Raw genomic sequence first — 19,527 nt, forward strand, 5'->3', positions numbered from 1 at the left:
TTGATATGCCCACTTCCCACGGCCCACTTCGTGTCGGCGTCGGCGGCCCGGTCGGCTCCGGCAAGACCGCGCTGATGGACCTGCTCTGCAAGTCGATGCGCGAGCGCTACGACATCGCCGCGATCACCAACGACATCTACACCAAATGGGATGCCGAGTTTCTGGTGCGCTCCGGTTCGCTGACGCCGGACCGCATCGCCGGTGTCGAGACCGGCGGCTGTCCGCATACTGCGATCCGCGAGGACGCTTCGATGAATCTCGCCGCGGTTGCCGACATGCGGGCAAAATTCCCCGACCTCGATCTGGTGCTGATCGAATCCGGCGGCGACAATCTGGCGGCGACCTTCTCGCCGGAATTGGCCGATCTGACGATCTACGTCATCGACGTTGCCGCCGGCGACAAGATCCCCTCCAAGGGCGGCCCCGGCATCACGCGATCCGACCTCCTGGTGATCAACAAGATCGATCTCGCACCCCATGTCGGTGCGTCACTCGAGAAGATGGACACCGACGCCAGGCGGATGCGCGGCGAGCGGCCCTTCGTGATGACCAACCTGAAGAAGAGCGACGGCCTCGATCGCATCATCAGCTTCATCGAGACCAAGGGCGGCCTTCGGTCGCAGGGCAAGGTCAAGGCGGGTTAGGCGTTAATCATTGTGGCGGTGCGAACCCTTATCCCGTCATCCCCGCGCAAAGGCTTCGCCTTTATCGCTGGAGGCGCGAGCAGAGCGAGCCTCGAAGGATGAACGGCCACCGGTGGGCCGTTCATCCTTCGAGACGCGCTGCAGGATGACGGTGAGGCACTTGGCTGGATGTCGCTGGCCGCCGCAAAAAAGCTGCGCAATCGCCGGAACAATTTCCAACTTTGCCGATTAGCAACCTTTGGCGCCGCCAAAGACCGCCGGGTGGCGTCGTCGTTAATGCTGCCGACCGGCTCCTGTTGCGGACCGATGATTGCTATTCCATATTCCTTTGCGGCGGGCCTTCATCGCATCCTGATTTGTCGCCGCCCTTGCAGAAGCCAGATGACTTCCGTCCCCTTTCGCCACCCCCTGATTGCCGAGTAAGCGTGTGGTTCGACTGGGCTTCATCGTTGCCTTGATTGCGCTGATCGGAGTTCTGCTCTCCGGTCTTGCCGCCTATCGGGTGCACGATCAGGAGCTCGCGATCGACGGCATCGCGCTGGCGCGGGCGATCGACGTCCATGCCAGCCTGGTGCAGGACCGCCTGACCGAGCGCGAGCTGCTGGCGCGGGTCGCCTCCGGGCTGTTCCGGGCGCCGTCGATGGTGAAGGCCAACATGCTGCAGCCGCTGCGCTCGGCGATCTACGCCTTCAAGACCGATTTCGTCGTCGCCGCCTGGATCGCGCGGCTCAAGCCGGACGAGCTCGCCGCGGCGGAGGCCGAGCTGAAGGCCAACGGCTTCACCAATCCGACCATCCGGGATTTCGACGACCAGGCGCTCGACCTCAAGGCGCTCGACAAGCCGATCAACGTGCTGATGGACGTCGAGCCGCGCAATCCGGAGACCTTGAGCATTCCGGGCCGCGCCTTCGACCGCCACTCGGTGGTGGGCCCGATGCTGGCGCGGGCGATGGCCAACGCCAAGCCGGTGGCCTCCGACCCGGTGCCGCTGTTGCGGCAGAACGGCCCGGTCGGGGTCGTGCTCGCCGCGCCGGTGTTCCAGGAGGGCGCATCCGAGCCGGCCGGCTTCATCACCTTCTCCTATGAGCTGTCGTCGCTGATGCTGACCAACGACGATAGCTCGCTATTCGCGGTGGCGTTGAAGGATCCGCGCGACTCCAACGACGAGTTCACCGCCAACGAGCAGGGCATCGTCACCTCGCGCGCGGTGCGCCAGGACGGCCCGCTGCCGTCGATGGTGCGCACGGTGACGTTCGGCGGCCGTGACTGGTCGCTCGACTATTACGCCAAGAGCAACGCCACGGTGCGTGCGCAGCAGACCGCGACCATCGTCGCGGCGATCGGCCTCGCGCTGACCGGCATCGTCTGCGGCCTGTTCGGCTATGTCGCCTATAACAATTTGCGCCTCAGCCGCGAGATCGAGGTCCGCATCGGATTCGAGCGCCGGTTGACCGCCGTGATCGACGAGCTCAACCATCGCGTCAAGAACATCCTCGCGGTGATCCAGTCGATCGTGACCCGCACGCTGCGGCACGGCGCCGATATCGATGTCGCGCGCGAGCTCTTGATCGGGCGCATCCACGCGATGTCGAACGTCGTCACGCTGCTCAGCGAGAGCCAGTGGCAGGGCGTCAAGCTGAAGGGCCTGTTCGAATCGCGCGCGATCCCGCATGCCGACCGGATCGCGGTGAACGGTCCCGACATCACGGTCAGCGCCCGCGCCGCCCAATCGCTGTCGCTGCTGTTCTTCGAGCTCGCCTCGCATTCCGACGAAGGGCTGTCGCTGGTCGGCAAGCACCCGCACATCGTCGCCAATTGGGAGGTCGTCGGCGAGGATGCGGACTCGGTCTTTCATTTCCGCTGGGAAGAGTTCAACACCAGCCAGGCGACGCGGCGAGCCGACAGTGATTTCGGCCTGATCCTGCTCGACCGCGTCGCGCCCGAGGCGCTCGGCGGCACCGCGAAGCGCTATTTCACCGACGTCTCCTATGTCTATGAACTGACCGCGCCGATGGACACCGTCGTCGACATGACCGAGCGCGACCGCACCGAGCAGTTCTCCGCGCCGCTGCGCCCGGTGAAGAAGTAGCGGCTGCCTCAGGTTGTGTGATCGGATCGACGCGCGGATTGATCGAAATCACGCGCGCAAGCATGCGCCGGCGTCATCGTGACCAATGCCCACTATCAGTAATAGACCGCAACCGATTGTTAAAACTTCGTTGAACATGCTTGGGCATATACCGAGCAGGATACCGTCTGAGGACCCCGATGAGGCTTTGGGTCAGCCTGACCTTGCTCGCGGCAGTTTTGCCGGTAGGGCTGTCGCTTGCCTTGACTCCGGCAGCGCCGCCCGGCGACCCTGCGACTATCCGTGCCAGCTATCGGAGGCCGGACGTCGTTCCGTTCCCGAGCAGCAATCCCTATTCGGAGGCGAAATCCGCGCTTGGGCAACTGCTGTTCTTCGATCCGCTGCTGTCGAGGTCAAAGACACACTCCTGCGCGAGTTGCCACAGGCCATCCCTTTCATGGGCCGATGGCCTTCCGCGCGCCATCGGTGAGGATCCCAAGGGCCTGCCGATCCGCTCGCCGACATTGATCGATGTGGCCTTCTTCGAGCCGCTGGGATGGGACGGCAAGTTCAGGGATCTGGAATCCGTTGCGTTCGGGCCGATCCTCAGTCCGGCGAACCTGAACATGACCGAGCCGGAATTGATTGCGCGACTTTCGGCGATCCCCGGCTATGTCGATGCCTTCGCCCACGCATTCGGAGACGGCGCGATCACGCGGCCGAGGATCGAGGCGTCATTGGCGACCTTCGAGCGCTCCATCGTCGCAGGCGAGGCTCCGTTCGACCGTTGGATCAAGGGCGACGACACCGCCATCAGCAAATCAGCCCAGCACGGCTTTGAGCTTTTCAACGGCAAGGCACGTTGCTCGGCTTGCCACAGCGGCCCGTCGTTTTCCGACGGATCCTTCCAGGATATCGGCACCGCCAAGGGCCATGACATCGGGCGCGGCCGTTTCTTTCCGACCTCGGCGAAGCTGAAATATGCGTTCAAGACGCCGACATTGCGCGACGTCGCGCGCCGCGCGCCCTATATGCACGACGGATCGGTGGCCACGCTGGAAGATGTCATCGAGCTTTACAACAAGGGTGGGATCGATCGGCCGAGCCGATCGCCCGACATCAAGCCGCTGTCCCTGACGGCAGACGAGAAGAACGACCTCATCGCCTTCCTGCAAACCCTGACCGCGACGGCCCCGCCGGTGGCAGGCGTCCCCAAACTGCCGCGCTGACCTCGGCTCAACGCGGTTCAGAACGAGGTTCGTTTCAGGACAGGTGCGGCAGCGCCGCGCCCAGGAGGCCGAGCCCCACGATCACGAATGCGCCCGCGCAGGTCTCGAGGGTCGCTGTGCGCGCAGCGGACGATCTTGTCACATAGGCGAGGGCCGACCCCACCCCGATACTTACGACGCTCAACGCTCCGAACACTGTACCGGCCTCCCGATCCGATTTGTCCGGATTTCACTACGACAGTTGAATTGAGCTCCCGTGCCGGAATTAGCTAAAATTTGAGGCAACCGGCTGTAAAGACTGCACTAAGGGACAGGCCGGGGGCTCGCCCGCCACGATTAACCACAATGCAACCACGGGATGTCCCGGCAGGCGCAAAGCTTAAAATTTGATATAAGTTAAACAAGTCCTTAAGTGTGTGGGCGGTTGGTTCAATGTTTAGTGGATGGGCGCGAGATACCGTCTCGGCGGTGCGCTCCTTTTTCGCCACGTGCCTTGCAGCGGTTCTGTTTTGTGTCGTCGCCGCGCGCAGTGCCGAGGCACATGTCAAATGGTTTTGTGCCTACGATGTCGCCGGCCAGCCCCGCGGACTCGAGAATGTCCTTTGCCTGGATTTCGAACTGCTGCTCGGTGTCGCCATCTTCTGGCTGTTTGCGGGTTGCCTGATCGAGCCCACCTCGCTGGGTGACGCCACGATCCGGGTGATGGACCGCGTCACCGAGGGGCTGCGGCTGCGCACCGAATTGATGATGCGCGCCGTGTGCGGGTTCTTCTTCATCTCGATCTGGGCCGTGGGCGGCATCCTGTTGACGCCCGAGTTGAAGACGACGTCGCCGTATGTCGGCGCGCTGCAGCTTGCGATCGCTGCCGGGATGCTGTCACGACGCACGCTGCCGCTGTCGGCGGCGGGGATGGTGGTCCTGTTCGGGATCGGTGTGCGCGACTACGGTGTCTTTCACCTCGCCGATTACCCGATCTTTCTCGGTGTTGCCGCCTATTTTGCGCTGGTTGGGCTGAACAAGGATCTGTTCGGAATCCGGCCGATCGACGTGATGCGCTACGCCGCCGCGGTGACGTTGATGTGGGCCTCGGTTGAAAAATGGGCCTATCCGGAGTGGAGCTTCCCGCTGCTGATCGAGCATTCCGCGATGACGCTGGGCTTCGACAACGAGTTCTACATGCGCGCCGCCGGCATGGTAGAATTCACGCTTGCCTTTGCCTTGATCTGGACGCCGCTGATCCGGCGCTGCGCCGCAACCGTGCTGACGGGGATGTTCATCAGCGCGTGCTTCGAATTCGGCAAGATCGACACGATCGGACACTCGGCAATCATCGCTGTCCTGCTAGCGATTGTCGCCGACAACAAGGTGTTGTCGCGCGACCGTCGTGCGCCGTGGCTCGCCCCCGTCGCGCTCTGTGCCGCGCTGTCGGTGACCTTGTTTGTCTATTATTTCGGCCACGCTGCGATCTTCAAGACGTCGGTCCTGTAGATCGCCGCCGCCTGGGGCGGCTATTTGGCGACGTGGACGGCAAGCTTCATCTTCGGGTGAATGCCGCACAGCACGGTGTAGTCGCCGGGCACCGAGAAAGTGACGTCGAACTTGCTGCCCGGCTGCTGGTCACCCGAGTCGAAACTGAACGTATCAGTGCTCAAATAAGCGTGATGCAGCAGTTCGCCGTCATCGTTAACGAACCGTAAAACCTCACCCCGCTTGATCGAGATCTGCGCGGGTTTGAATTCACGATCCTTCTGCGAAATGACATAAGGGGCTGCGCCCAAAGCTGCTCCAATAAGCGCTCCAGTGACGATCGCCGCCGCAAACGGCACGCGGCCGAACTGGCCCAAGCGCAAGGCGCGCAACAAGCCTGACTGCATGAGACCCCCGCTGAACCTCGAACACCAAATATCGGCTATCCCGGGCTGCAAATGTGGCTCCCGGATCACCTGTAAGGGTGATTATCGCCAGCTGATCTTAACGATTTCAGCATGAGTTCCAGTCACTACTAAAGCAATTTTGAGCAGACAGTTATTTTCCGCAGTGCTGCGCGTTTCTGCGTAGCTTGAGTATCGAGCACTACGGCGAAACGCGGGCATGGACAGCCTATTTGGCAACCTCAAGGTAAAGAGCGGTGCGGCCTTTCGGTTCGCAACCGTCCGCCTTTCGCGTCTTGCCCTGACCAAGGGTTCGATCCGCAGCCAGATTCTGATTTTTTGCCTTGCGATGAGCGCCGTTGCGGTCGCCCTCGGCGGGTACTCCATCCTCGGCATCCGCCATGCCGGCGATCTGGTGGCCAAGACGTTCGACGAATCCCTGATGTCGATCAACTATGCACGCGCGGCCGGTGCGGATTTCGCCGCGATGCGGGTCGCCTCGTCGCAACGCCTGCTGACCACGGATCCGGAGATTCGCGCCAATCTCGATGGCCAAATTGAAAAGCTCGCGAAGACGCTCTCGGAAGACCTGGCGATTGCTGCCGATCGGTCGCAATCCTCGCGCGCTGCGCAAGCCGCCGCTAAGGTTCAGGAAGCCGCCGACGCCTGGATGGCGCTGCACCGGCGCGCGATCGGATCGTCCACGGAGGGCAGCGCGGCGGCTGATCCGCGCGCACCGGGTGCGACGGTCGGCGATGTCGATCGCTACTCCAAGATTGTCAGTCAGCAGGTCGAGCTGCTCGTCAATTATACGGCCGGCGATGGCTTCCTGTTCAGGCAAAAGGCGCTCTCGACGATCAAGCGGGACCTGCAGCTCAACGTGGCCGGGCTGACCGTCGCGCTGTTTCTGTCGGCGCTGTTTTCGTGGCTGCTGGCGCGCCGCATTATCGGGCCGGTCGCGATCGCATCGCGGGCCGCGCGAAGCATCGCCGGCGGCGACCTCGACGCGACCATCCCCAAGGGCGGGACCGACGAGCTTGGCACGCTTCTGACCGCAATGGAAACGATGCGCGACAACATTCGGCGGATGGTCAATCAAGAAGTATCGCAACGCCGCTCGGCGCAGGCACGGCTTTCCGATGCGCTCGAAACGTCGCGTGAGGGCGTCGTGCTGCTCGACGCGGATGGCCAGGTCGCGCTGGCCAACTCGCGCGCGAGTGAATTCATCCGTCTCTCGCCGCAGCTCCTGCAGTCGAATCCGCTCGATGCCGCCAGGCTGGCGCCTGCCGACGGTGACATCGATGGCTTTGCGAGCGAGGCGCAGCTTGCGGATGGACGCTGGCTGCGCGTCAGCCGCAGCGAGACGCAGGAGGGCGGCGTCGTCCTCGTCTACAGCGACATCTCCGCGCTGAAGCAGCAGAAGGCCGAGCTGCATGAAACCAATCTGCGGCTCGACGCGGCGCTCACGCACATGTCGCAAGGATTGTGCCTCTATAACAGCGAGGCGCGGCTGCAAGTCGCCAACCGCCGGTTCTGCGAGATCTTCGATATCTCGCCGGAGCTTGTCGTTCCCGGAATGACCATGGAGGAGGTGCTCGACCTGAGCATCGCCGCGGGCAATCACGGCGAGCGGACCGTCACCGACCTGCTGGCGGAGCGCGAGCGCTCGATGGCCCTGCACGACGGCAATTATCTGCAGCATCTCAGCGATGGACGGATCATTGCGATCGCGCAACGGCCGACATCCGATGGCGGCTGGCTCGTCACCTGCGAGGACGTCACCGAACAGCAACGGGCGGAATCGCAGATCGCGTTCATGGCCCGGCACGATGCCCTGACCAAGCTGCCGAACCGGACGTTGTTGGCCGAGCGGATCGAGCTGGCGGTTGCGCAGGTCGGCCGCGGGCTCGGCTTCGCGGTGTTCTGCCTCGATCTCGATAATTTCAAGCAGGTCAACGACACGCTCGGGCATCCGGTCGGCGACGAACTGCTGTGCGCGGTCGCGGACCGGCTCAACGCCTGCGTCCGCGAGGTCGACACCGTCGCGCGTTTGGGCGGCGACGAGTTCGCGGTCATCCAGTGTGGCGTCCAGGGCGGCGACGAGGCCGAACGCCTCGCGCGCCGCATCGTGGAATGCGTGGGTGCGCCGTACGAGCTGAACGGGCATCGCGTCGTCGTCGGATGCAGCGTCGGCATCTCGATGTCGCCGGGCGACGGCACCACCGGCGAGAAGCTGCTGAAGAACGCCGACGTCGCCTTGTACCGCGCCAAGATGGAAGGCCGCGGCACCTGGCGCTTCTTCGAGCCTGCGATGGACGCCAGCCTGCAGCGGCGTCGGGCGATCGAGCTCGACCTTCGCGAGGCGATGGTCAAGGACGAGTTCTCGTTGTTCTACCAGCCGCTCTACGATCTCCATCTCGACCGCATCTGCGGCTTCGAGGCGCTGCTGCGCTGGCATCACCCCAAGCGCGGGCTGGTGCCGCCGGACCAGTTCATCCCGATCGCGGAAGAGATCGGCCTGATCGGCCCGCTGGGAGAATGGGTGCTCAATCGCGCCTGCGAACAGGCGACGACCTGGCCCAGCGAGATGAAGCTCGCGGTCAACGTATCCGCGGTCCAGTTTCGCGATGCCGACTTCACCGACGTCGTCGTCGGCGCGCTCGCGACGTCAAAATTGTCGCCGCGCCGGCTGGAGCTCGAAATCACCGAGTCCGTGTTCCTAGCGAACAGCAACGAGACGCTCGCAACGCTGCACAAGCTGAAGGCGCAGGGAGTGCGCATCGCGCTGGATGATTTCGGCACCGGCTATTCGTCGCTGAGCTATCTGCGCAGCTTCCCGTTCGACAAGCTCAAGATCGACAAATCCTTCGTGCGCGATGCGACCGCGACGCATGGATCGAAGTCGATCGTCCGCGCCGTCATCAGCCTCGGCAGAAGCCTGGGCATGACCACGATCGCGGAGGGCATCGAGACCGTCGAGCAGCTGGATCATATGCGGGCCGAAGGCTGCAACGAGGCGCAGGGCTTCCTATTCAGTCACCCGGTCCCGGTGACCGAAATCGCAGCCAAGATCCTCGAATTGAGAAACGGCTTCAAGCCGGCGTCCGTCAAGGCGATGGCCAGCTGACGGCGCGCTGAGCGTGGCCTTGCAGGCCAACATGAAAAAAGGCGGCCCGCGGGCCGCCTTTTCTCATTTATCGCCGTGGTCGCGCTTAGCCGCCATTGCCGCCGATCACGGCACGCACGGTGTTGTCGGGGCCGAAATCCTCGGCGCTGTCGACATAGAGCAGCGCGGAGAGCTTCGATCGCGCGCGGTTGACGCGGCTCTTGATGGTGCCGACCGCGCAGCCGCAGATTGCCGCGGCATCCTCGTAGGAGAAGCCGGACGCGCCGACCAAAATCAGCGCCTCGCGCTGGTCCTGCGGCAGCTTTTCAAGCGCGGCGCGGAATTCCTCGAATTCCAGATGCGCCGCCTGCGAAGGCTGGCTCTTCAGCGTCTTGGCATAATTGCCCTCGGCATCCTCGACCTCGCGGCGCCGCTTCCGGTAGTCGGAGCGAAACAGGTTGCGCAGGATGGTGAACAGCCACGCGGGGAGGTTCGAGCCGGGCTGGAACGAGTCGATGTTGGCGATCGCGCGCAGCAGGGTCTCCTGCACCAGATCGTCGGCGCGGTCACCATTACCGGACAGCGAGATCGCGAACGCGCGCAGGCTCGGGACCGACGCAAGGATATCGTCGCGAAGTTCATTCGTGAGAGGCATTAGTCCCCTCCATTGTTCTTGTCGGTATCGCCCCCGGCGACGGCCGCCGCCGCAGCCTCCGGCCCGTCGAGTTTGCGGATCAGCTCCGCAAAGCGGTCGGGTACGCCCTGTCGCACCACGTCATCGTACATGGCGCGAAGCTGGTGGCCGATTCTCGATTGAATCTCGGCGTTGAGACCGCCCTGCTTCTTTACTTCCTTCATGATGTGATCCACGCTTCCCCGGGAGTTAAGTCTCTGATTTCCAAGTCGTTTCCTCGAAAAAAGAGGCTGGCCGCGTTGCCTCGTCGGTTAGGAGCTAATGCAAAGTTGCGCAGAAAGTTCCGGAATGCTGGAACTATTTCGTGGAACTTTTTCGGCTTTCGCGCGTAGTCGGCGATGCAGGGGAACCGGGGTCGTCCCAGAACTGGATTCTGCCGCCCCCAGACAACGGGTTTCAGGCCGCCAGGCCTCACGAACAAGGATGGAGTGGGAATGTCCCGATCGCAGATCGTTGCCGAACACCTTCCGCTGTTGCGCCGTTACGCTCGCGCACTGACCGGAAATCAGGCGTCGGGGGACGCCTATGTCGGGGCCATGCTCGAGGCCCTGTTGCAGGATGGATCGTTGCTGGATCAGACCCACGGGCCGCGCGCCGGCCTGTTTCGGCTGTTCACCCAGATCTGGAATTCGGTGTCGGTGAACAACAACGAAAATGCCGACGTGGCGACGCTGTCGCTGCCGCCGGAGCGTCGGCTGTCCAACATCACGCCGCTGCCTCGCCAGGCCTTCCTGCTGCTGTCGCTCGAGGGCTTCTCGGAGGAGGAGGTCGGCTACATTCTCGGCACCGATATCGCCGAGACGCGCAAGCTCACCGATGCCGCCGGCCGCGAGATGGCCGCCGAGATCGCGACCGACGTCCTGATCATTGAGGACGAGACCTTCATCGCCATGGACCTCGAGAGCCTGGTGAAGAATCTCGGTCACAACGTCATCGGCGTTGCCCGCACGCATTCCGACGCGGTGGCGCTCGCCAAGAACAAGAAGCCCGGCCTGATCCTCGCCGATATCCAGCTCGCCGACGGCTCGTCGGGCCTCGATGCCGTGAACGAGTTGCTGCGGACCTTCGAGGTGCCGGTGGTGTTCATCACCGCCTATCCCGAGCGCTTCCTGACCGGCGAGCGGCCGGAGCCGGCATTCCTGATCTCAAAGCCGTTCCAGCCGGCGATGGTGTCGGCGGTGGCGAGCCAGGCGCTGTTCTTCCAGCGCAACTCGCGCAACCGCACGCCGCGCGCGGCGTCGGCATGATCTGAATTTACGCAAGGGAGCAAAATCCAGACCGGCGTGCCGAAAGGTACGCCGGTCTTTTTCAAGCCTTCGATAGCGACGTTACTTCGGCGTCACGCGGACCGGCATCGTGCTGAGTGCCCGCAGGCCCGAGCTGTCGCGGAAGGCTGTGGGGCCTGCGATCTCGAGCCGTTTGACGCGGCTGGCGAGCGCTGTGATCACGGCCTCGGCTTCCAGCCGCGCCACCATCTGCCCGACGCAGCCGTGGATGCCGATGCCGAAGCCCATGTGTCCGGAGAGCCGCCGTCTGACGTCGAATTGGTCGGCATGCTCCCAGCGCGTCTCGTCGCGGTTGGCGGAGGCGAGCAGCAGCAGCACCTTCTCGTGCTTGCCGATCCTGACGCCGGCGATCTCGGTGTCATGCGGCGTGGTGCGGAACACGAACGGCGCCGGTGAATCGAAGCGCAGCGTCTCGTCGAATGCCGCGCGCGACAATGACGGATCGGCTGCAAGCAGCGACCATTGCTCGGGATGGCGCGCAAGCGTGTACAGCGCCATGCCGATCGCGCTGATCGTGGTGTCGAGCCCGGCCGAGAGCAGCGAACGCACCAGCAGCGGAGCTTCCTCCGCGCTGATCTCGCCGGCGTCGGCCGCTTCATAGACCTGCGCGCCAAAGCTGCCCGGGCGCAGCGCCTCGCGCTGGCAGCGCGCCGCGACCCAGGGCAGCACGCGGGGCGCCTGCTGCATCAGATCGCGGAAATAGTCGTTCTCGGGCCCGAAGCCGGCGAACACCATTGCGCCATAGGTCAGGAAGTTCTCGCGGCCCTCCTGGTCGATGCCGAGCGCGTCGGGAAACACGCTGACCGGAAACACCTCCGCGATGTCCTTGATGGCGTCAAACGATCCGCGCTCGACCAGCCCGTCGATCAGCCGCGTCGCCGTTGACTTGAAATCATCTGCAAGCCGCCGCATCGCGCCGGGTGAGAGGATCCGCGCCAGCACCGCACGGGTTCGGGTGTGCAGCGGCGGATCGGCTTCCAGCACGATGCTTGGCGGCCGCCACGGCTTTTCCGTGAAGTGGTTCGCAAGTCCCGCGCCGCCGGCGTTGCTGAAATTGACATGGTCTCCGAAGATCGTCTTGACCTCGGCAAAGCGCGGCACCGCCCAGATGTCATATCTGGTCAGGCGGATGACCGGCGCCGCGGCACGCAGCTCCGCATAGGTGCCGTAGGGATCGGCCCGCGTCGCCGCGCTGAACGGATCGAAATCGCTGCGGGCCATTTCGCCTGCAAGGGAGCTCGCTTGGCTGCTCATCGGATCCTCCCGTCTTGTCATGAGTTAATTGACCATAGTCAATTAACTTGCATATTGCAAGGGCGGGGTTGCCATCGGGGCGGGTGCGCGGCATGGAGGCGCGAGGCAGATGGGGATGTCGATCGTGGAGCGAGCCAAAGACGCACGGCGCTTTCAGCGCAGGGCGCGCCAGGAGGCCGACAAGGAGGCGCTGAAGGCGCTGATCCTTAAGACCGCGCGCAAGGAGTTCGCCGCCGGCACGCTCGAGACCGTATCGATCCAGAAGATCGCCGACGCGATCGGCTACTCGAAGGGCACCGTTCTCAAATATTACCCGACCAAGCTGCTGCTGCTGCTCGCGGTGAAGCAGCAGAATCTCGAGGCGGTCGCCGAACGCCTCGAGCGGGTCCGCGCGGAGACGGCCGACAGCGATCTGCGGCTGCGGCGCGTGATGGAAACCTATCTCGATTACTGGGCCGACAATCCCGATCACTTCCGCTCACTGTTCTCGATGTCCGGTACGACCGAGGACCGCCGTTTTCCCGACGGCGTCTATTTCGGCGAGACCGAGATCGCGCGCCGCAGCTACGAATTGTTCGTGATCTCGGTGCGGGAATTTCTGGCGGCACATGGCGCCGAGCCGGCGCCTGGCCTGCCGCAGCGGCTCGCGACCGCGCTGCTGGCGGCGACCCACGGCGTGGTCGCGCTCACGCTCGGCACCCCGACCATGAAACTGCCCGACATGCGCGGCACCGGCCGCCTGCTCATCGCAAGCCTGATCGATGCCTGGACGGCCAGGCTTGCCGCCGCTCGGAAAAACGACGGCTGGCCGCGGATCACGATCGGCACCTTCGCCTGACGGAGCGTGCCGCGCGTCCCCTCATACGCGAAGCGATGTGGAATCCCGTGCGTTCGCCTGCTAAGCGCCGCCCATGGATACGACGCAGCGCGATCGAACGGTGGGCTTTCTCTGCCTAGTGGTGTGACGGCGGTTCGGCTGAGACGCTGCGCCGCCTGCCGCCGACATCGGCGTCAACGGGCATGCTGCTGGTGCCGGTCATCGGCGTGGTGTCGGCCGCGATCATTCTCGGTGAGCCGCTGGGGCTGCGCGAGATCGGCGCCATGGCACTGACGCTCGGCGGCGTGACGCTGGCGCTGCAGCAGGCCTGACGCAAAGGAGGGAACGGACATCGGTGCATCGCGTTCTCCCGAAAAGGGAGCTTGGCCATGCGCAAGGCGATCGCGCGGCTTGATGCGGAGCAGAGGGCGCAACTGCTTTATCTCGCAGATCTCGGTACGGCGATGTTCACGTCGGCCCTCGTGGTGTGCATCCTGAAGGCGATTGTCGACCTGTTCGCCGCAGGCTGAACCGCCACGTCTGCGCCAACGCGCCGTCAATCCTCTTCCGCCTCTAGCGGGGCATCGCTCTGGATATGTCCATCCGGCCCCCGGTTGAATACCCCGTAATCGCTCGATTTCACTCCTGCCGCCCCATCGGTGCCACCGCCGGCCAGACCGAGCTTGAGCAACTCGCGGACCGCCGCGGCGCGGGTCGGCATACGGTGCTTGAAGCGGAAATCGTCGAGGGCTGCCAACTCCTCTGGCGACAGCATGACCTGAAGCCGTTCGGCGCGAAGCTCATTCATCGCAAAACACCCAGACTTAGCTTGTTGAGTGATTTGCTAAACCGCCAAACTCGCGTGGGGTTCCATCGGTTGAGTTAAGAACGTTGATTGAGTAAATTTTCCAAATGAAATCAATAGCTTGGATAAAAATAAAGGAACGGTCCGACCACCCATCTCGTTATGCTGCTGGAGAGATGCCATGACCAACCACGTCAAGCTTCCCCGCAAGCTATCCGAGGAGCCGGAAGCCCCGAAACCGCGGCGTCCGAGCCACGCGAAAGTCATCGAGCAACTGGACCGCTGGGCCAACAGCCCCGGTCTTCAACCGCCAAAGGTCGATAATGCAGAGGACGATTCAAAAGCGGAAGCGATCTGAACCCCACACATTCGAGCAGCGCCTCGAGGAACACCGCGTGCGACTTGAAAGCCGGCTCGCGCAATTGCCGCGCGGTGCCGAACGCGAGCAGATCGTCGCGCGCATCGAGCAACTGCGGACAGCCGTCGAATTGAACGCGATGCTGTCGACGGCCGGCTGAGCCGAGAAGCGAAACGGCGGAACGGCCCACTTGCTCCCGCCGCTCCGCCCGCCTACCATTCCCATGTTGATGGGGATGGAGTTCCCCGATAACCGCCGCAAGGCTGATGACTCCTACCGGGCGCGACAGCGTCGGTAGGAGCATGCGCCACCGCCGACCCGCCGTGTCCCGCGAATGAGAAGGGACAGCGCATGGCGGGTCTTCCTGGTTCACTCTCAATCGCATTGTCGCTGGTCGGGTCGATCTGGCTCGTCGGTGTCGTCGCCCTGCTGGTCGGCGCGCCGGGCGAGCTGGTCGCGCCGACCTTCGTGCTTGGGTTGGTGGCGGGCTTCGTCGAATGGCGAGCCGGAAAGGTGGAGCATTGAACGTTCAGTTGTTGGCGGCGGTCGCGATCGGCGGTTCGCTGGGATCGGTCGCGCGCTATCTGGTGGCGATCGGCGCGGGGCGCCTTGTCGGTACGGAATTTCCCTGGGGCACGCTGGTGATCAACATCGTGGGTTCATTCCTGATCGGCGCCTTCGCGGAGGCGTTCGCGCTGAGCTGGAATGCCAGCCAGGCGATGCGGGTGTTTCTCACCGTCGGCATTTGCGGCGGCTTCACCACCTTCTCGACCTTCTCGCTCGATGCGATCGTGCTGATGCAGCGCGGCGAGCTATGGTCGGCCGGCACCTACATCGCGGCCTCCGTCGCGCTCTCGATTTTCGCGCTGTTCGGCGGCCTGCTGCTGGTGCGGGCGTTCACAGCCTAGTCAGTGGCGCGGCGGCCGGTGCGTGGATTGAGCGGTGCGGTCGGCGGCCGTCGCAGCGCTTCGGGCAGGAACGGCTCGCCGCGCTTCGGCGTGGCGTCGGCGCGCACATCGGCGGCCCATTGCGCACGTTCGTGCGGCGTCTGGTTGTCGTTGAAGGTTCGCTTCACGTCGACGCCGTCGACGGGATCGTTGACGCCGTTCCGGCTGGCGGGATGGTCGACGCCGCTGTGGATGTCACTGGAGTTGCCCATCGCGGCCTCCGTGCTCGGCGGATCCGGATCAAGATTTGATCCTGGATCCAGGACTTCTGCACCAACGTGGCCGGCGCAAGCGCCGTTCCAAACATGAAAGTGAAGGGCGGGAGGTACCGTCCGCCGCCCGGAATCCTTGGCGCGTCCGGGACCAGCCGGTAGGATGGAACCCGGATGGCAGCCAGGAACCAAGGGAAAGACCGGGGAATGAAGCATATCGACGTCGCAGTGATTGCTGCCACGCTGTGGCTGCTGGCGTCGATGGTGCTGGACATCCTGACGCCGAAGTCGATCACCGCGCTGATGATCGCCGCCGCGCTTGCGCCGCCGTTCCTGATCGGGATCGGCATCCATTTCGCACGTGAATATTTCAAGGCGAGGCGGCGCAGCTACCCGCCGCCGCAGTTGGACGAACACTTCAAGAACTAAAGCATGATCCGGAAAAGTGCGAAGCGGTTTTCCGAGAAGATCATGCTCAAACAAGGAGCTAAAACGCGATGATTATTCAACCTAATCTCATCGCGCTTTAGCGCGTTTTCGAGCGACGTGGGCACCGGTTCGCCTGAAGAAAACGCGTCAAAACTAAAATCCAGAGCCCCGTTTCGATTCAATCGGAGCGGGGCAGGGCTGCGGGACGGGCTGCACGTGCTGCATTGAACTGCGCACATGGCTTGCTAAGCTCGCGCCATGACCGAGCATCTCCCCGATACGATCAGCCGCCTCTACACCGACCCCGGCGAATATGTCGACAGCGACCATCCCGCCGTCGAGGCGTTCGCCCGCGCCGCCGTTCCGTCCGACGCCAGCGCGCGCGACAAGGCGCGCCGGCTCTACACCGCGGTGCGCGACAGCATCCGCTACAACCCCTATGTCAGCATGCGCTCGCCCGAGAGCTACCGGGCCTCCAGCGTGCTCGCCGCCGGCAACGGCTACTGCGTCGGCAAGGCTGCGCTCTATGCCGCGGCCTGCCGGGTCCACGGCATCCCGGCGCGTGTCGGCTTCGCCGATGTGCGCAACCATCTCACCACCGAGAAGCTGCGCCAGAGCATGGGCTCGGACCTGTTCACCTGGCACGGCTTCACCGAAGTGTTCGTCGATGACGCCTGGCGCAAGGCGACCCCGACCTTCAACGACACGCTGTGCGCGAAGCTCGGCGTCAAACCGCTCGATTTCGACGGCCATGCCGACGCGCTGCTGCATCCATTCGACGGCGAAGGGCGCGCCTACATGCAGTATGTCAACGACCACGGCAGCTATCATGACGTCCCTGCCAAATTCCTGATGCGCGAGATGGCGCGCGAATACGCCAACATGCAGGGCGAGGATCTCGCCGGCCGCGACATGGAGCGCGAGGCGGCCGAGCAGTAGCGGACGTGTGAGCCGATCGCGCGCCGGCTGAGGGGGCGGTGTCATGGATGCGGAGCCGCCGAAGGCGCAGGTCAGCCGCCCTACCAAGGGCTGGGAGGACGCGGTCGCGCTGACCGGCTTCATACTGGTCGCGGTCGGGCAGGCCTCCAACCAGGTTCTGGCGCGCGGGCTTGCCGGCTCGGTGCCGCCGTTTTCGCTGGCCTTCTTCCGCTGGAGCATCATCGCCATCGGCCTCGCGCCGTTTGCGATCGCAGCGATCCGCGACGGCAAGATCCCGCTGGCGCAGAACCTCTGGCCGATCTTCGCCGCCGGCTTCCTCGGCATGTTCCTGTGCGGCGGCCCGGTCTACATCGCCGGCATCACGACCACGGCGATCCACATCGCGCTGATCTTCGCGCTGTCGCCGATCATGGTGCTGCTGATCTCGGCGGCGCTCGGCATCGAGCATATTGGTCCGCTGCAATGGCTCGGCACGGCGCTGGCGCTCGGCGGCGCGCTCCTGATCGTCTCGGGCGGTCATCTGGAAACGCTGACGCAATCGAGCGCGGCCTGGGGCGATCTCCTGGTGGTGTGCGCGATGCTCGGCTGGTCCGGCTACACGCTGCTGCAGTCGCGCGTCGCGCCGCGCGCCTCGCTGCTGGCTCGGGTCAGCCTGTTCTCGGCGGCCGGCGCGCTGTGCTCGCTGCCGCAGGCGCTCCGGGAGATGTGGGCCATGCCGGCGGAGGTGTTCAACACCCGGGCGTTCGAGGCCTATGTCTTCGCCGGCCTCGTGCCCGGCCTGATCGCCTATGCCGGCTTCGCCTGGCTCGGCGCGAGATTCGGCTCGGTGCGGAGCTCGCTGGTGCTCTACGTCGCACCGATCGCGAGCGCGCTGCTGTCCTGGATCATCCTTGGCGAGCCGCCGAAGCTGATCCATCTGGTTGGCGGCCTTTTGATCCTCGGCGGCGTCTGGGCGAGCCTGCGCAAATAGATCCAGTTGCTTGCCAAGGTGCAACCTTTTCCGGCCTCGTGCGTTGAATCCAGCGTTGATTCAAGAGCTTAGTCGGAGGTCGCATGAATCTTACTCCCCAGCAGCGCAAGGACCGTGATGCGCAGCGTCAGCAAGATGCATCGCAGGCGATGAAGGAGCATCGCGCCAACGAGAAGGCGTTCTACGACAACTTCCAGCGCCTCAAGGCCGAACGGCAGGCGCGCGAAGCTGCGGAGTTACGGAAGACGAAATCCGCTTCGAAATAAGCGCTTGGAGTCACACCCACCAATCCGGATGGCCCGGATCTGATCGACCGAGAAGGAGCGGAAGCGAGGGGGCGAGCACGGCGCAAACAAGCTCGCCCCGAAGACGAGAAATCTCCAGGCTTATGGAGGACGTCAGATGTACTTTGCCGATCAGAAAACGGTCACCTGCAAATGCGGTGAGCCCTTGAGCGAATTGATGCTCGTCGACGACCAGACAACCGGAATCAAGTTTCACGTCGGTCGTTGCCCGTCCTGCCGTGAAGTGACGGTTGTTCGATCCCAGGACATGCCATCGAACGACAATGCCTGACGCGGACGGTCCTCTCGCGAGTGGGAGGACCGGGCCATTGGTTTCAGATTTTTCGATTGCGACCGGTGAGCGACAGGCCGGCTGACGCATCGTTTGCGGCACACCAGAAAAGAGCAGGGCGCGACCGGCATCACCACGGTCGCGCCCTACGTCGCCGGTCAATGGGGCAGGGGGAATAACCGGCTCTTCCAAAGACTCGCAGACCCCCTGAGTCGTTCCGCACAAGCGAAAATATTTTCGTACACGGTTAAGTGATGGCCGGACGCGAGAACCCCGCGGGTTTCGTTCGCGTTGTGTCCGGGATCGCCAAGGGATCGTCGAGCGAATTTCCATGGGGCGAGGGACATCACCATGTCAAAGATTCAGATGGGAATTTTCGCTGCGCTGGCGGCTGGGCTGACGCTTGGCGCCGTCCAGCTGGCATCTGGCCACGATCTCATCGGCCGCCAGCAGGTCACCACCGCACTGGCGCCGGAGAGCGCCGTCAATCGCGCCGCCAAGACCGACCGTTCCACGGTTCCGGTCATCGGCCTGCCGAGCCGGACCGTTGCGCTGAAGGTCGAGCGGCTTCCCGATACGTCGGTGCTGGTCCGCGTCCCCGTGGCCAAGGAAGAGGCGCGCCATCGCCCCGCGGTGCCGGCTCGGGCACGGCCCGGCGACACCCGCAAGGTGGCCTGCGAGCCCGTGGTCAGCGTGCTGACCGAAGTGGCCAAGCTGCTGCAGCCCGGCCGCTGCGTGACCTGAAAAGGGCGCACAGTCGTCTAATATCGACGGCGTCATCGCCCGGCTTGATGTTCAGCCCGGGGCGATGACATCGTCGGTTGCGGTTTGCACCTTACCGGGCAACGCAGGCTATTCCTCCTCGTCCGCCTCGCCGCCGCTGGCAGCGCTGCGGCCTGCCATCAGGCCAAGTGCGAGGCCGCCGATCGCCAGGATCGGGATGAGCCGCTTCGCCCCGATGGCCCGCACGATCTGCAGGCCAGTGGCGACCACCACCGGATCGGCAAACACATTGGCCGCGGCGGCCTTTGCCGCCTTCTCGGCGCGGCGGCGCATCTCGCGCTTGCGCACGATGTAGACGCTGGCGGTGATCAGCGTGACGACAAGGAACAGCGCGGCGCCGGCGAGGCACGCTTCCACCGGCCCGTAGTGCTGCAGCACGTAGACGAAGGCGGCGGCGCACAGAAAGCCGATGGTGATGAACAGCGCGATCGCGGCGGCTGCGGCCAGCGACGTCAGCCGCAGCGCGTTGCCGGTGGAATCCTTGACGTCATTGATCAGCCGCTGAAGCATCGACCGGCCCTGCCCTGAATCTTGCCCTG

The 19,527-nt window shown here is 64.1% G+C and carries 26 protein-coding genes, 1 pseudogene and 1 riboswitch; of the genes and pseudogenes, 20 read left to right on the top strand and 7 right to left on the bottom strand.

Going from position 1 to position 19,527, the window contains the following annotated elements:
* Window positions 1-5 precede the first annotated feature (5 nt).
* From ureG to ACVMIH_RS31690, 5 genes are all read left to right on the top strand, one after another.
* Complete coding sequence (gene ureG / locus ACVMIH_RS31670; RefSeq protein ID WP_028334695.1) at window positions 6-644, top strand: urease accessory protein UreG; 639 nt, start codon at window positions 6-8, stop codon at window positions 642-644.
* Window positions 645-812: 168 nt separating this feature from the next.
* The gene (locus tag ACVMIH_RS31675; RefSeq protein ID WP_316395951.1) at window positions 813-1,067 is read left to right on the top strand and encodes a hypothetical protein; all 255 of its coding nucleotides are present in this window, start codon (window positions 813-815) and stop codon (window positions 1,065-1,067) included.
* 4 nt (window positions 1,068-1,071) lie between these two features.
* Window positions 1,072-2,733: a CHASE domain-containing protein gene (locus tag ACVMIH_RS31680; protein WP_050387210.1), complete on the top strand. Its 1,662-nt coding sequence runs from the start codon at window positions 1,072-1,074 to the stop codon at window positions 2,731-2,733.
* 179 nt (window positions 2,734-2,912) lie between these two features.
* Window positions 2,913-3,941, top strand: coding sequence for a cytochrome-c peroxidase (locus ACVMIH_RS31685; RefSeq protein ID WP_057016131.1), 1,029 nt, complete (start codon window positions 2,913-2,915; stop codon window positions 3,939-3,941).
* A 504-nt stretch (window positions 3,942-4,445) separates the two neighbouring features.
* Window positions 4,446-5,429, top strand: coding sequence for a hypothetical protein (locus tag ACVMIH_RS31690; protein WP_057016179.1), 984 nt, complete (start codon window positions 4,446-4,448; stop codon window positions 5,427-5,429).
* Window positions 5,430-5,449: 20 nt separating this feature from the next.
* Here the strand turns inward: ACVMIH_RS31690 and ACVMIH_RS31695 are convergent, their stop codons facing one another.
* Window positions 5,450-5,815 carry a methylamine utilization protein gene (locus ACVMIH_RS31695; protein WP_028334698.1) on the bottom strand — a complete coding sequence of 122 codons (366 nt, stop codon included), beginning with the start codon at window positions 5,813-5,815 and terminating at the stop codon, window positions 5,450-5,452.
* Between the two features lie 217 nt (window positions 5,816-6,032).
* Between ACVMIH_RS31695 and ACVMIH_RS31700 the strand changes: the two genes are divergently transcribed.
* On the top strand, window positions 6,033-8,939 hold the full coding sequence (locus tag ACVMIH_RS31700) for an EAL domain-containing protein (RefSeq protein WP_141342493.1): 2,907 nt from the start codon (window positions 6,033-6,035) through the stop codon (window positions 8,937-8,939).
* A gap of 85 nt (window positions 8,940-9,024) precedes the next feature.
* Here the strand turns inward: ACVMIH_RS31700 and ACVMIH_RS31705 are convergent, their stop codons facing one another.
* Window positions 9,025-9,573, bottom strand: a complete 549-nt coding sequence (locus tag ACVMIH_RS31705; protein WP_016847265.1) for a sigma-70 family RNA polymerase sigma factor — start codon at window positions 9,571-9,573, stop codon at window positions 9,025-9,027.
* A complete protein-coding gene (locus tag ACVMIH_RS31710; RefSeq protein ID WP_018269610.1) occupies window positions 9,573-9,776 on the bottom strand; it encodes a NepR family anti-sigma factor in 204 nt (67 codons plus the stop codon). Before ACVMIH_RS31710 ends, ACVMIH_RS31705 begins: the two co-directional genes overlap by 1 nt.
* A gap of 270 nt (window positions 9,777-10,046) precedes the next feature.
* On the opposite strand from ACVMIH_RS31710, the gene ACVMIH_RS31715 reads away from it, so the two are divergent.
* The gene (locus tag ACVMIH_RS31715) at window positions 10,047-10,859 is read left to right on the top strand and encodes a response regulator (protein ID WP_057016134.1); all 813 of its coding nucleotides are present in this window, start codon (window positions 10,047-10,049) and stop codon (window positions 10,857-10,859) included.
* Between the two features lie 81 nt (window positions 10,860-10,940).
* Here ACVMIH_RS31715 and ACVMIH_RS31720 read toward each other — a convergent pair whose 3' ends face one another.
* The gene (locus ACVMIH_RS31720; protein ID WP_456853523.1) at window positions 10,941-12,152 is read right to left on the bottom strand and encodes a cytochrome P450; all 1,212 of its coding nucleotides are present in this window, start codon (window positions 12,150-12,152) and stop codon (window positions 10,941-10,943) included.
* Window positions 12,153-12,267: 115 nt separating this feature from the next.
* On the opposite strand from ACVMIH_RS31720, the gene ACVMIH_RS31725 reads away from it, so the two are divergent.
* From ACVMIH_RS31725 to ACVMIH_RS31735, 3 genes and pseudogenes are all read left to right on the top strand, one after another.
* Window positions 12,268-12,990 (top strand): TetR/AcrR family transcriptional regulator, encoded by a 723-nt coding sequence (locus ACVMIH_RS31725; protein WP_229191703.1) that lies wholly within the window; start codon window positions 12,268-12,270, stop codon window positions 12,988-12,990.
* A gap of 140 nt (window positions 12,991-13,130) precedes the next feature.
* Window positions 13,131-13,301 (top strand): annotated as a pseudogene (locus ACVMIH_RS31730) (EamA family transporter); the annotation flags it as partial.
* A 57-nt stretch (window positions 13,302-13,358) separates the two neighbouring features.
* A complete protein-coding gene (locus ACVMIH_RS31735) occupies window positions 13,359-13,499 on the top strand; it encodes a hypothetical protein (RefSeq protein ID WP_155258615.1) in 141 nt (46 codons plus the stop codon).
* A gap of 26 nt (window positions 13,500-13,525) precedes the next feature.
* Here ACVMIH_RS31735 and ACVMIH_RS31740 read toward each other — a convergent pair whose 3' ends face one another.
* On the bottom strand, window positions 13,526-13,777 hold the full coding sequence (locus ACVMIH_RS31740; protein WP_057016136.1) for a hypothetical protein: 252 nt from the start codon (window positions 13,775-13,777) through the stop codon (window positions 13,526-13,528).
* Window positions 13,778-13,955: 178 nt separating this feature from the next.
* On the opposite strand from ACVMIH_RS31740, the gene ACVMIH_RS31745 reads away from it, so the two are divergent.
* From ACVMIH_RS31745 to crcB, 4 genes are all read left to right on the top strand, one after another.
* The gene (locus ACVMIH_RS31745) at window positions 13,956-14,132 is read left to right on the top strand and encodes a hypothetical protein (RefSeq protein ID WP_194295308.1); all 177 of its coding nucleotides are present in this window, start codon (window positions 13,956-13,958) and stop codon (window positions 14,130-14,132) included.
* Window positions 14,133-14,169: 37 nt separating this feature from the next.
* Window positions 14,170-14,292: a hypothetical protein gene (locus ACVMIH_RS31750; protein WP_256521238.1), complete on the top strand. Its 123-nt coding sequence runs from the start codon at window positions 14,170-14,172 to the stop codon at window positions 14,290-14,292.
* Window positions 14,293-14,354: 62 nt separating this feature from the next.
* Window positions 14,355-14,415, top strand: a riboswitch (Fluoride riboswitch).
* Between the two features lie 68 nt (window positions 14,416-14,483).
* A complete protein-coding gene (locus tag ACVMIH_RS31755) occupies window positions 14,484-14,657 on the top strand; it encodes a hypothetical protein (RefSeq protein ID WP_229191695.1) in 174 nt (57 codons plus the stop codon).
* On the top strand, window positions 14,654-15,040 hold the full coding sequence (gene crcB, locus ACVMIH_RS31760) for a fluoride efflux transporter CrcB (protein ID WP_168857997.1): 387 nt from the start codon (window positions 14,654-14,656) through the stop codon (window positions 15,038-15,040). Before ACVMIH_RS31755 ends, crcB begins: the two co-directional genes overlap by 4 nt.
* Here crcB and ACVMIH_RS31765 read toward each other — a convergent pair.
* Window positions 15,037-15,291 (bottom strand): hypothetical protein, encoded by a 255-nt coding sequence (locus tag ACVMIH_RS31765; protein ID WP_057016138.1) that lies wholly within the window; start codon window positions 15,289-15,291, stop codon window positions 15,037-15,039. The genes crcB and ACVMIH_RS31765 overlap by 4 nt on opposite strands.
* A gap of 207 nt (window positions 15,292-15,498) precedes the next feature.
* Between ACVMIH_RS31765 and ACVMIH_RS31770 the strand changes: the two genes are divergently transcribed.
* From ACVMIH_RS31770 to ACVMIH_RS31795, 6 genes are all read left to right on the top strand, one after another.
* Window positions 15,499-15,720 (top strand): hypothetical protein, encoded by a 222-nt coding sequence (locus ACVMIH_RS31770; RefSeq protein ID WP_229191697.1) that lies wholly within the window; start codon window positions 15,499-15,501, stop codon window positions 15,718-15,720.
* A 258-nt stretch (window positions 15,721-15,978) separates the two neighbouring features.
* Window positions 15,979-16,659 (top strand): transglutaminase-like domain-containing protein, encoded by a 681-nt coding sequence (locus ACVMIH_RS31775; protein WP_456853518.1) that lies wholly within the window; start codon window positions 15,979-15,981, stop codon window positions 16,657-16,659.
* A gap of 43 nt (window positions 16,660-16,702) precedes the next feature.
* Entirely contained in the window at window positions 16,703-17,629 is a 927-nt protein-coding gene (locus ACVMIH_RS31780) for a DMT family transporter (protein ID WP_456864540.1), read from the top strand.
* An 83-nt stretch (window positions 17,630-17,712) separates the two neighbouring features.
* The gene (locus ACVMIH_RS31785) at window positions 17,713-17,895 is read left to right on the top strand and encodes a hypothetical protein (RefSeq protein ID WP_057016142.1); all 183 of its coding nucleotides are present in this window, start codon (window positions 17,713-17,715) and stop codon (window positions 17,893-17,895) included.
* 136 nt (window positions 17,896-18,031) lie between these two features.
* A complete protein-coding gene (locus ACVMIH_RS31790) occupies window positions 18,032-18,205 on the top strand; it encodes a hypothetical protein (protein ID WP_168857994.1) in 174 nt (57 codons plus the stop codon).
* A gap of 351 nt (window positions 18,206-18,556) precedes the next feature.
* Window positions 18,557-18,949, top strand: coding sequence for a hypothetical protein (locus ACVMIH_RS31795; RefSeq protein ID WP_076824921.1), 393 nt, complete (start codon window positions 18,557-18,559; stop codon window positions 18,947-18,949).
* A 108-nt stretch (window positions 18,950-19,057) separates the two neighbouring features.
* Here the strand turns inward: ACVMIH_RS31795 and ACVMIH_RS31800 are convergent, their stop codons facing one another.
* Window positions 19,058-19,498 (bottom strand): hypothetical protein, encoded by a 441-nt coding sequence (locus ACVMIH_RS31800; protein WP_456853514.1) that lies wholly within the window; start codon window positions 19,496-19,498, stop codon window positions 19,058-19,060.
* Window positions 19,499-19,527 lie beyond the last annotated feature (29 nt).

This window comes from Bradyrhizobium sp. USDA 4503 (assembly GCF_054055815.1).

Bases quoted from the DNA above. Each gene is read 5' to 3' on its own strand.
- ureG (WP_028334695.1), top strand. From the start codon at position 6: ATGCCCACTTCCCACGGCCCACTTCGTGTCGGCGTCGGCGGCCCGGTC.
- ACVMIH_RS31675 (WP_316395951.1), top strand. From the start codon at position 813: ATGTCGCTGGCCGCCGCAAAAAAGCTGCGCAATCGCCGGAACAATTTC.
- ACVMIH_RS31685 (WP_057016131.1), top strand. From the start codon at position 2,913: ATGAGGCTTTGGGTCAGCCTGACCTTGCTCGCGGCAGTTTTGCCGGTA.
- ACVMIH_RS31695 (WP_028334698.1), bottom strand. From the start codon at position 5,815: ATGCAGTCAGGCTTGTTGCGCGCCTTGCGCTTGGGCCAGTTCGGCCGC.
- ACVMIH_RS31700 (WP_141342493.1), top strand. From the start codon at position 6,033: ATGGACAGCCTATTTGGCAACCTCAAGGTAAAGAGCGGTGCGGCCTTT.
- ACVMIH_RS31705 (WP_016847265.1), bottom strand. From the start codon at position 9,573: ATGCCTCTCACGAATGAACTTCGCGACGATATCCTTGCGTCGGTCCCG.
- ACVMIH_RS31710 (WP_018269610.1), bottom strand. From the start codon at position 9,776: ATGAAGGAAGTAAAGAAGCAGGGCGGTCTCAACGCCGAGATTCAATCG.
- ACVMIH_RS31715 (WP_057016134.1), top strand. From the start codon at position 10,047: ATGTCCCGATCGCAGATCGTTGCCGAACACCTTCCGCTGTTGCGCCGT.
- ACVMIH_RS31720 (WP_456853523.1), bottom strand. From the start codon at position 12,152: ATGAGCAGCCAAGCGAGCTCCCTTGCAGGCGAAATGGCCCGCAGCGAT.
- ACVMIH_RS31725 (WP_229191703.1), top strand. From the start codon at position 12,268: ATGTCGATCGTGGAGCGAGCCAAAGACGCACGGCGCTTTCAGCGCAGG.
- ACVMIH_RS31735 (WP_155258615.1), top strand. From the start codon at position 13,359: ATGCGCAAGGCGATCGCGCGGCTTGATGCGGAGCAGAGGGCGCAACTG.
- ACVMIH_RS31740 (WP_057016136.1), bottom strand. From the start codon at position 13,777: ATGAATGAGCTTCGCGCCGAACGGCTTCAGGTCATGCTGTCGCCAGAG.
- ACVMIH_RS31745 (WP_194295308.1), top strand. From the start codon at position 13,956: ATGACCAACCACGTCAAGCTTCCCCGCAAGCTATCCGAGGAGCCGGAA.
- ACVMIH_RS31755 (WP_229191695.1), top strand. From the start codon at position 14,484: ATGGCGGGTCTTCCTGGTTCACTCTCAATCGCATTGTCGCTGGTCGGG.
- ACVMIH_RS31765 (WP_057016138.1), bottom strand. From the start codon at position 15,291: ATGGGCAACTCCAGTGACATCCACAGCGGCGTCGACCATCCCGCCAGC.
- ACVMIH_RS31770 (WP_229191697.1), top strand. From the start codon at position 15,499: ATGAAGCATATCGACGTCGCAGTGATTGCTGCCACGCTGTGGCTGCTG.
- ACVMIH_RS31775 (WP_456853518.1), top strand. From the start codon at position 15,979: ATGACCGAGCATCTCCCCGATACGATCAGCCGCCTCTACACCGACCCC.
- ACVMIH_RS31780 (WP_456864540.1), top strand. From the start codon at position 16,703: ATGGATGCGGAGCCGCCGAAGGCGCAGGTCAGCCGCCCTACCAAGGGC.
- ACVMIH_RS31785 (WP_057016142.1), top strand. From the start codon at position 17,713: ATGAATCTTACTCCCCAGCAGCGCAAGGACCGTGATGCGCAGCGTCAG.
- ACVMIH_RS31790 (WP_168857994.1), top strand. From the start codon at position 18,032: ATGTACTTTGCCGATCAGAAAACGGTCACCTGCAAATGCGGTGAGCCC.
- ACVMIH_RS31795 (WP_076824921.1), top strand. From the start codon at position 18,557: ATGTCAAAGATTCAGATGGGAATTTTCGCTGCGCTGGCGGCTGGGCTG.
- ACVMIH_RS31800 (WP_456853514.1), bottom strand. From the start codon at position 19,498: ATGCTTCAGCGGCTGATCAATGACGTCAAGGATTCCACCGGCAACGCG.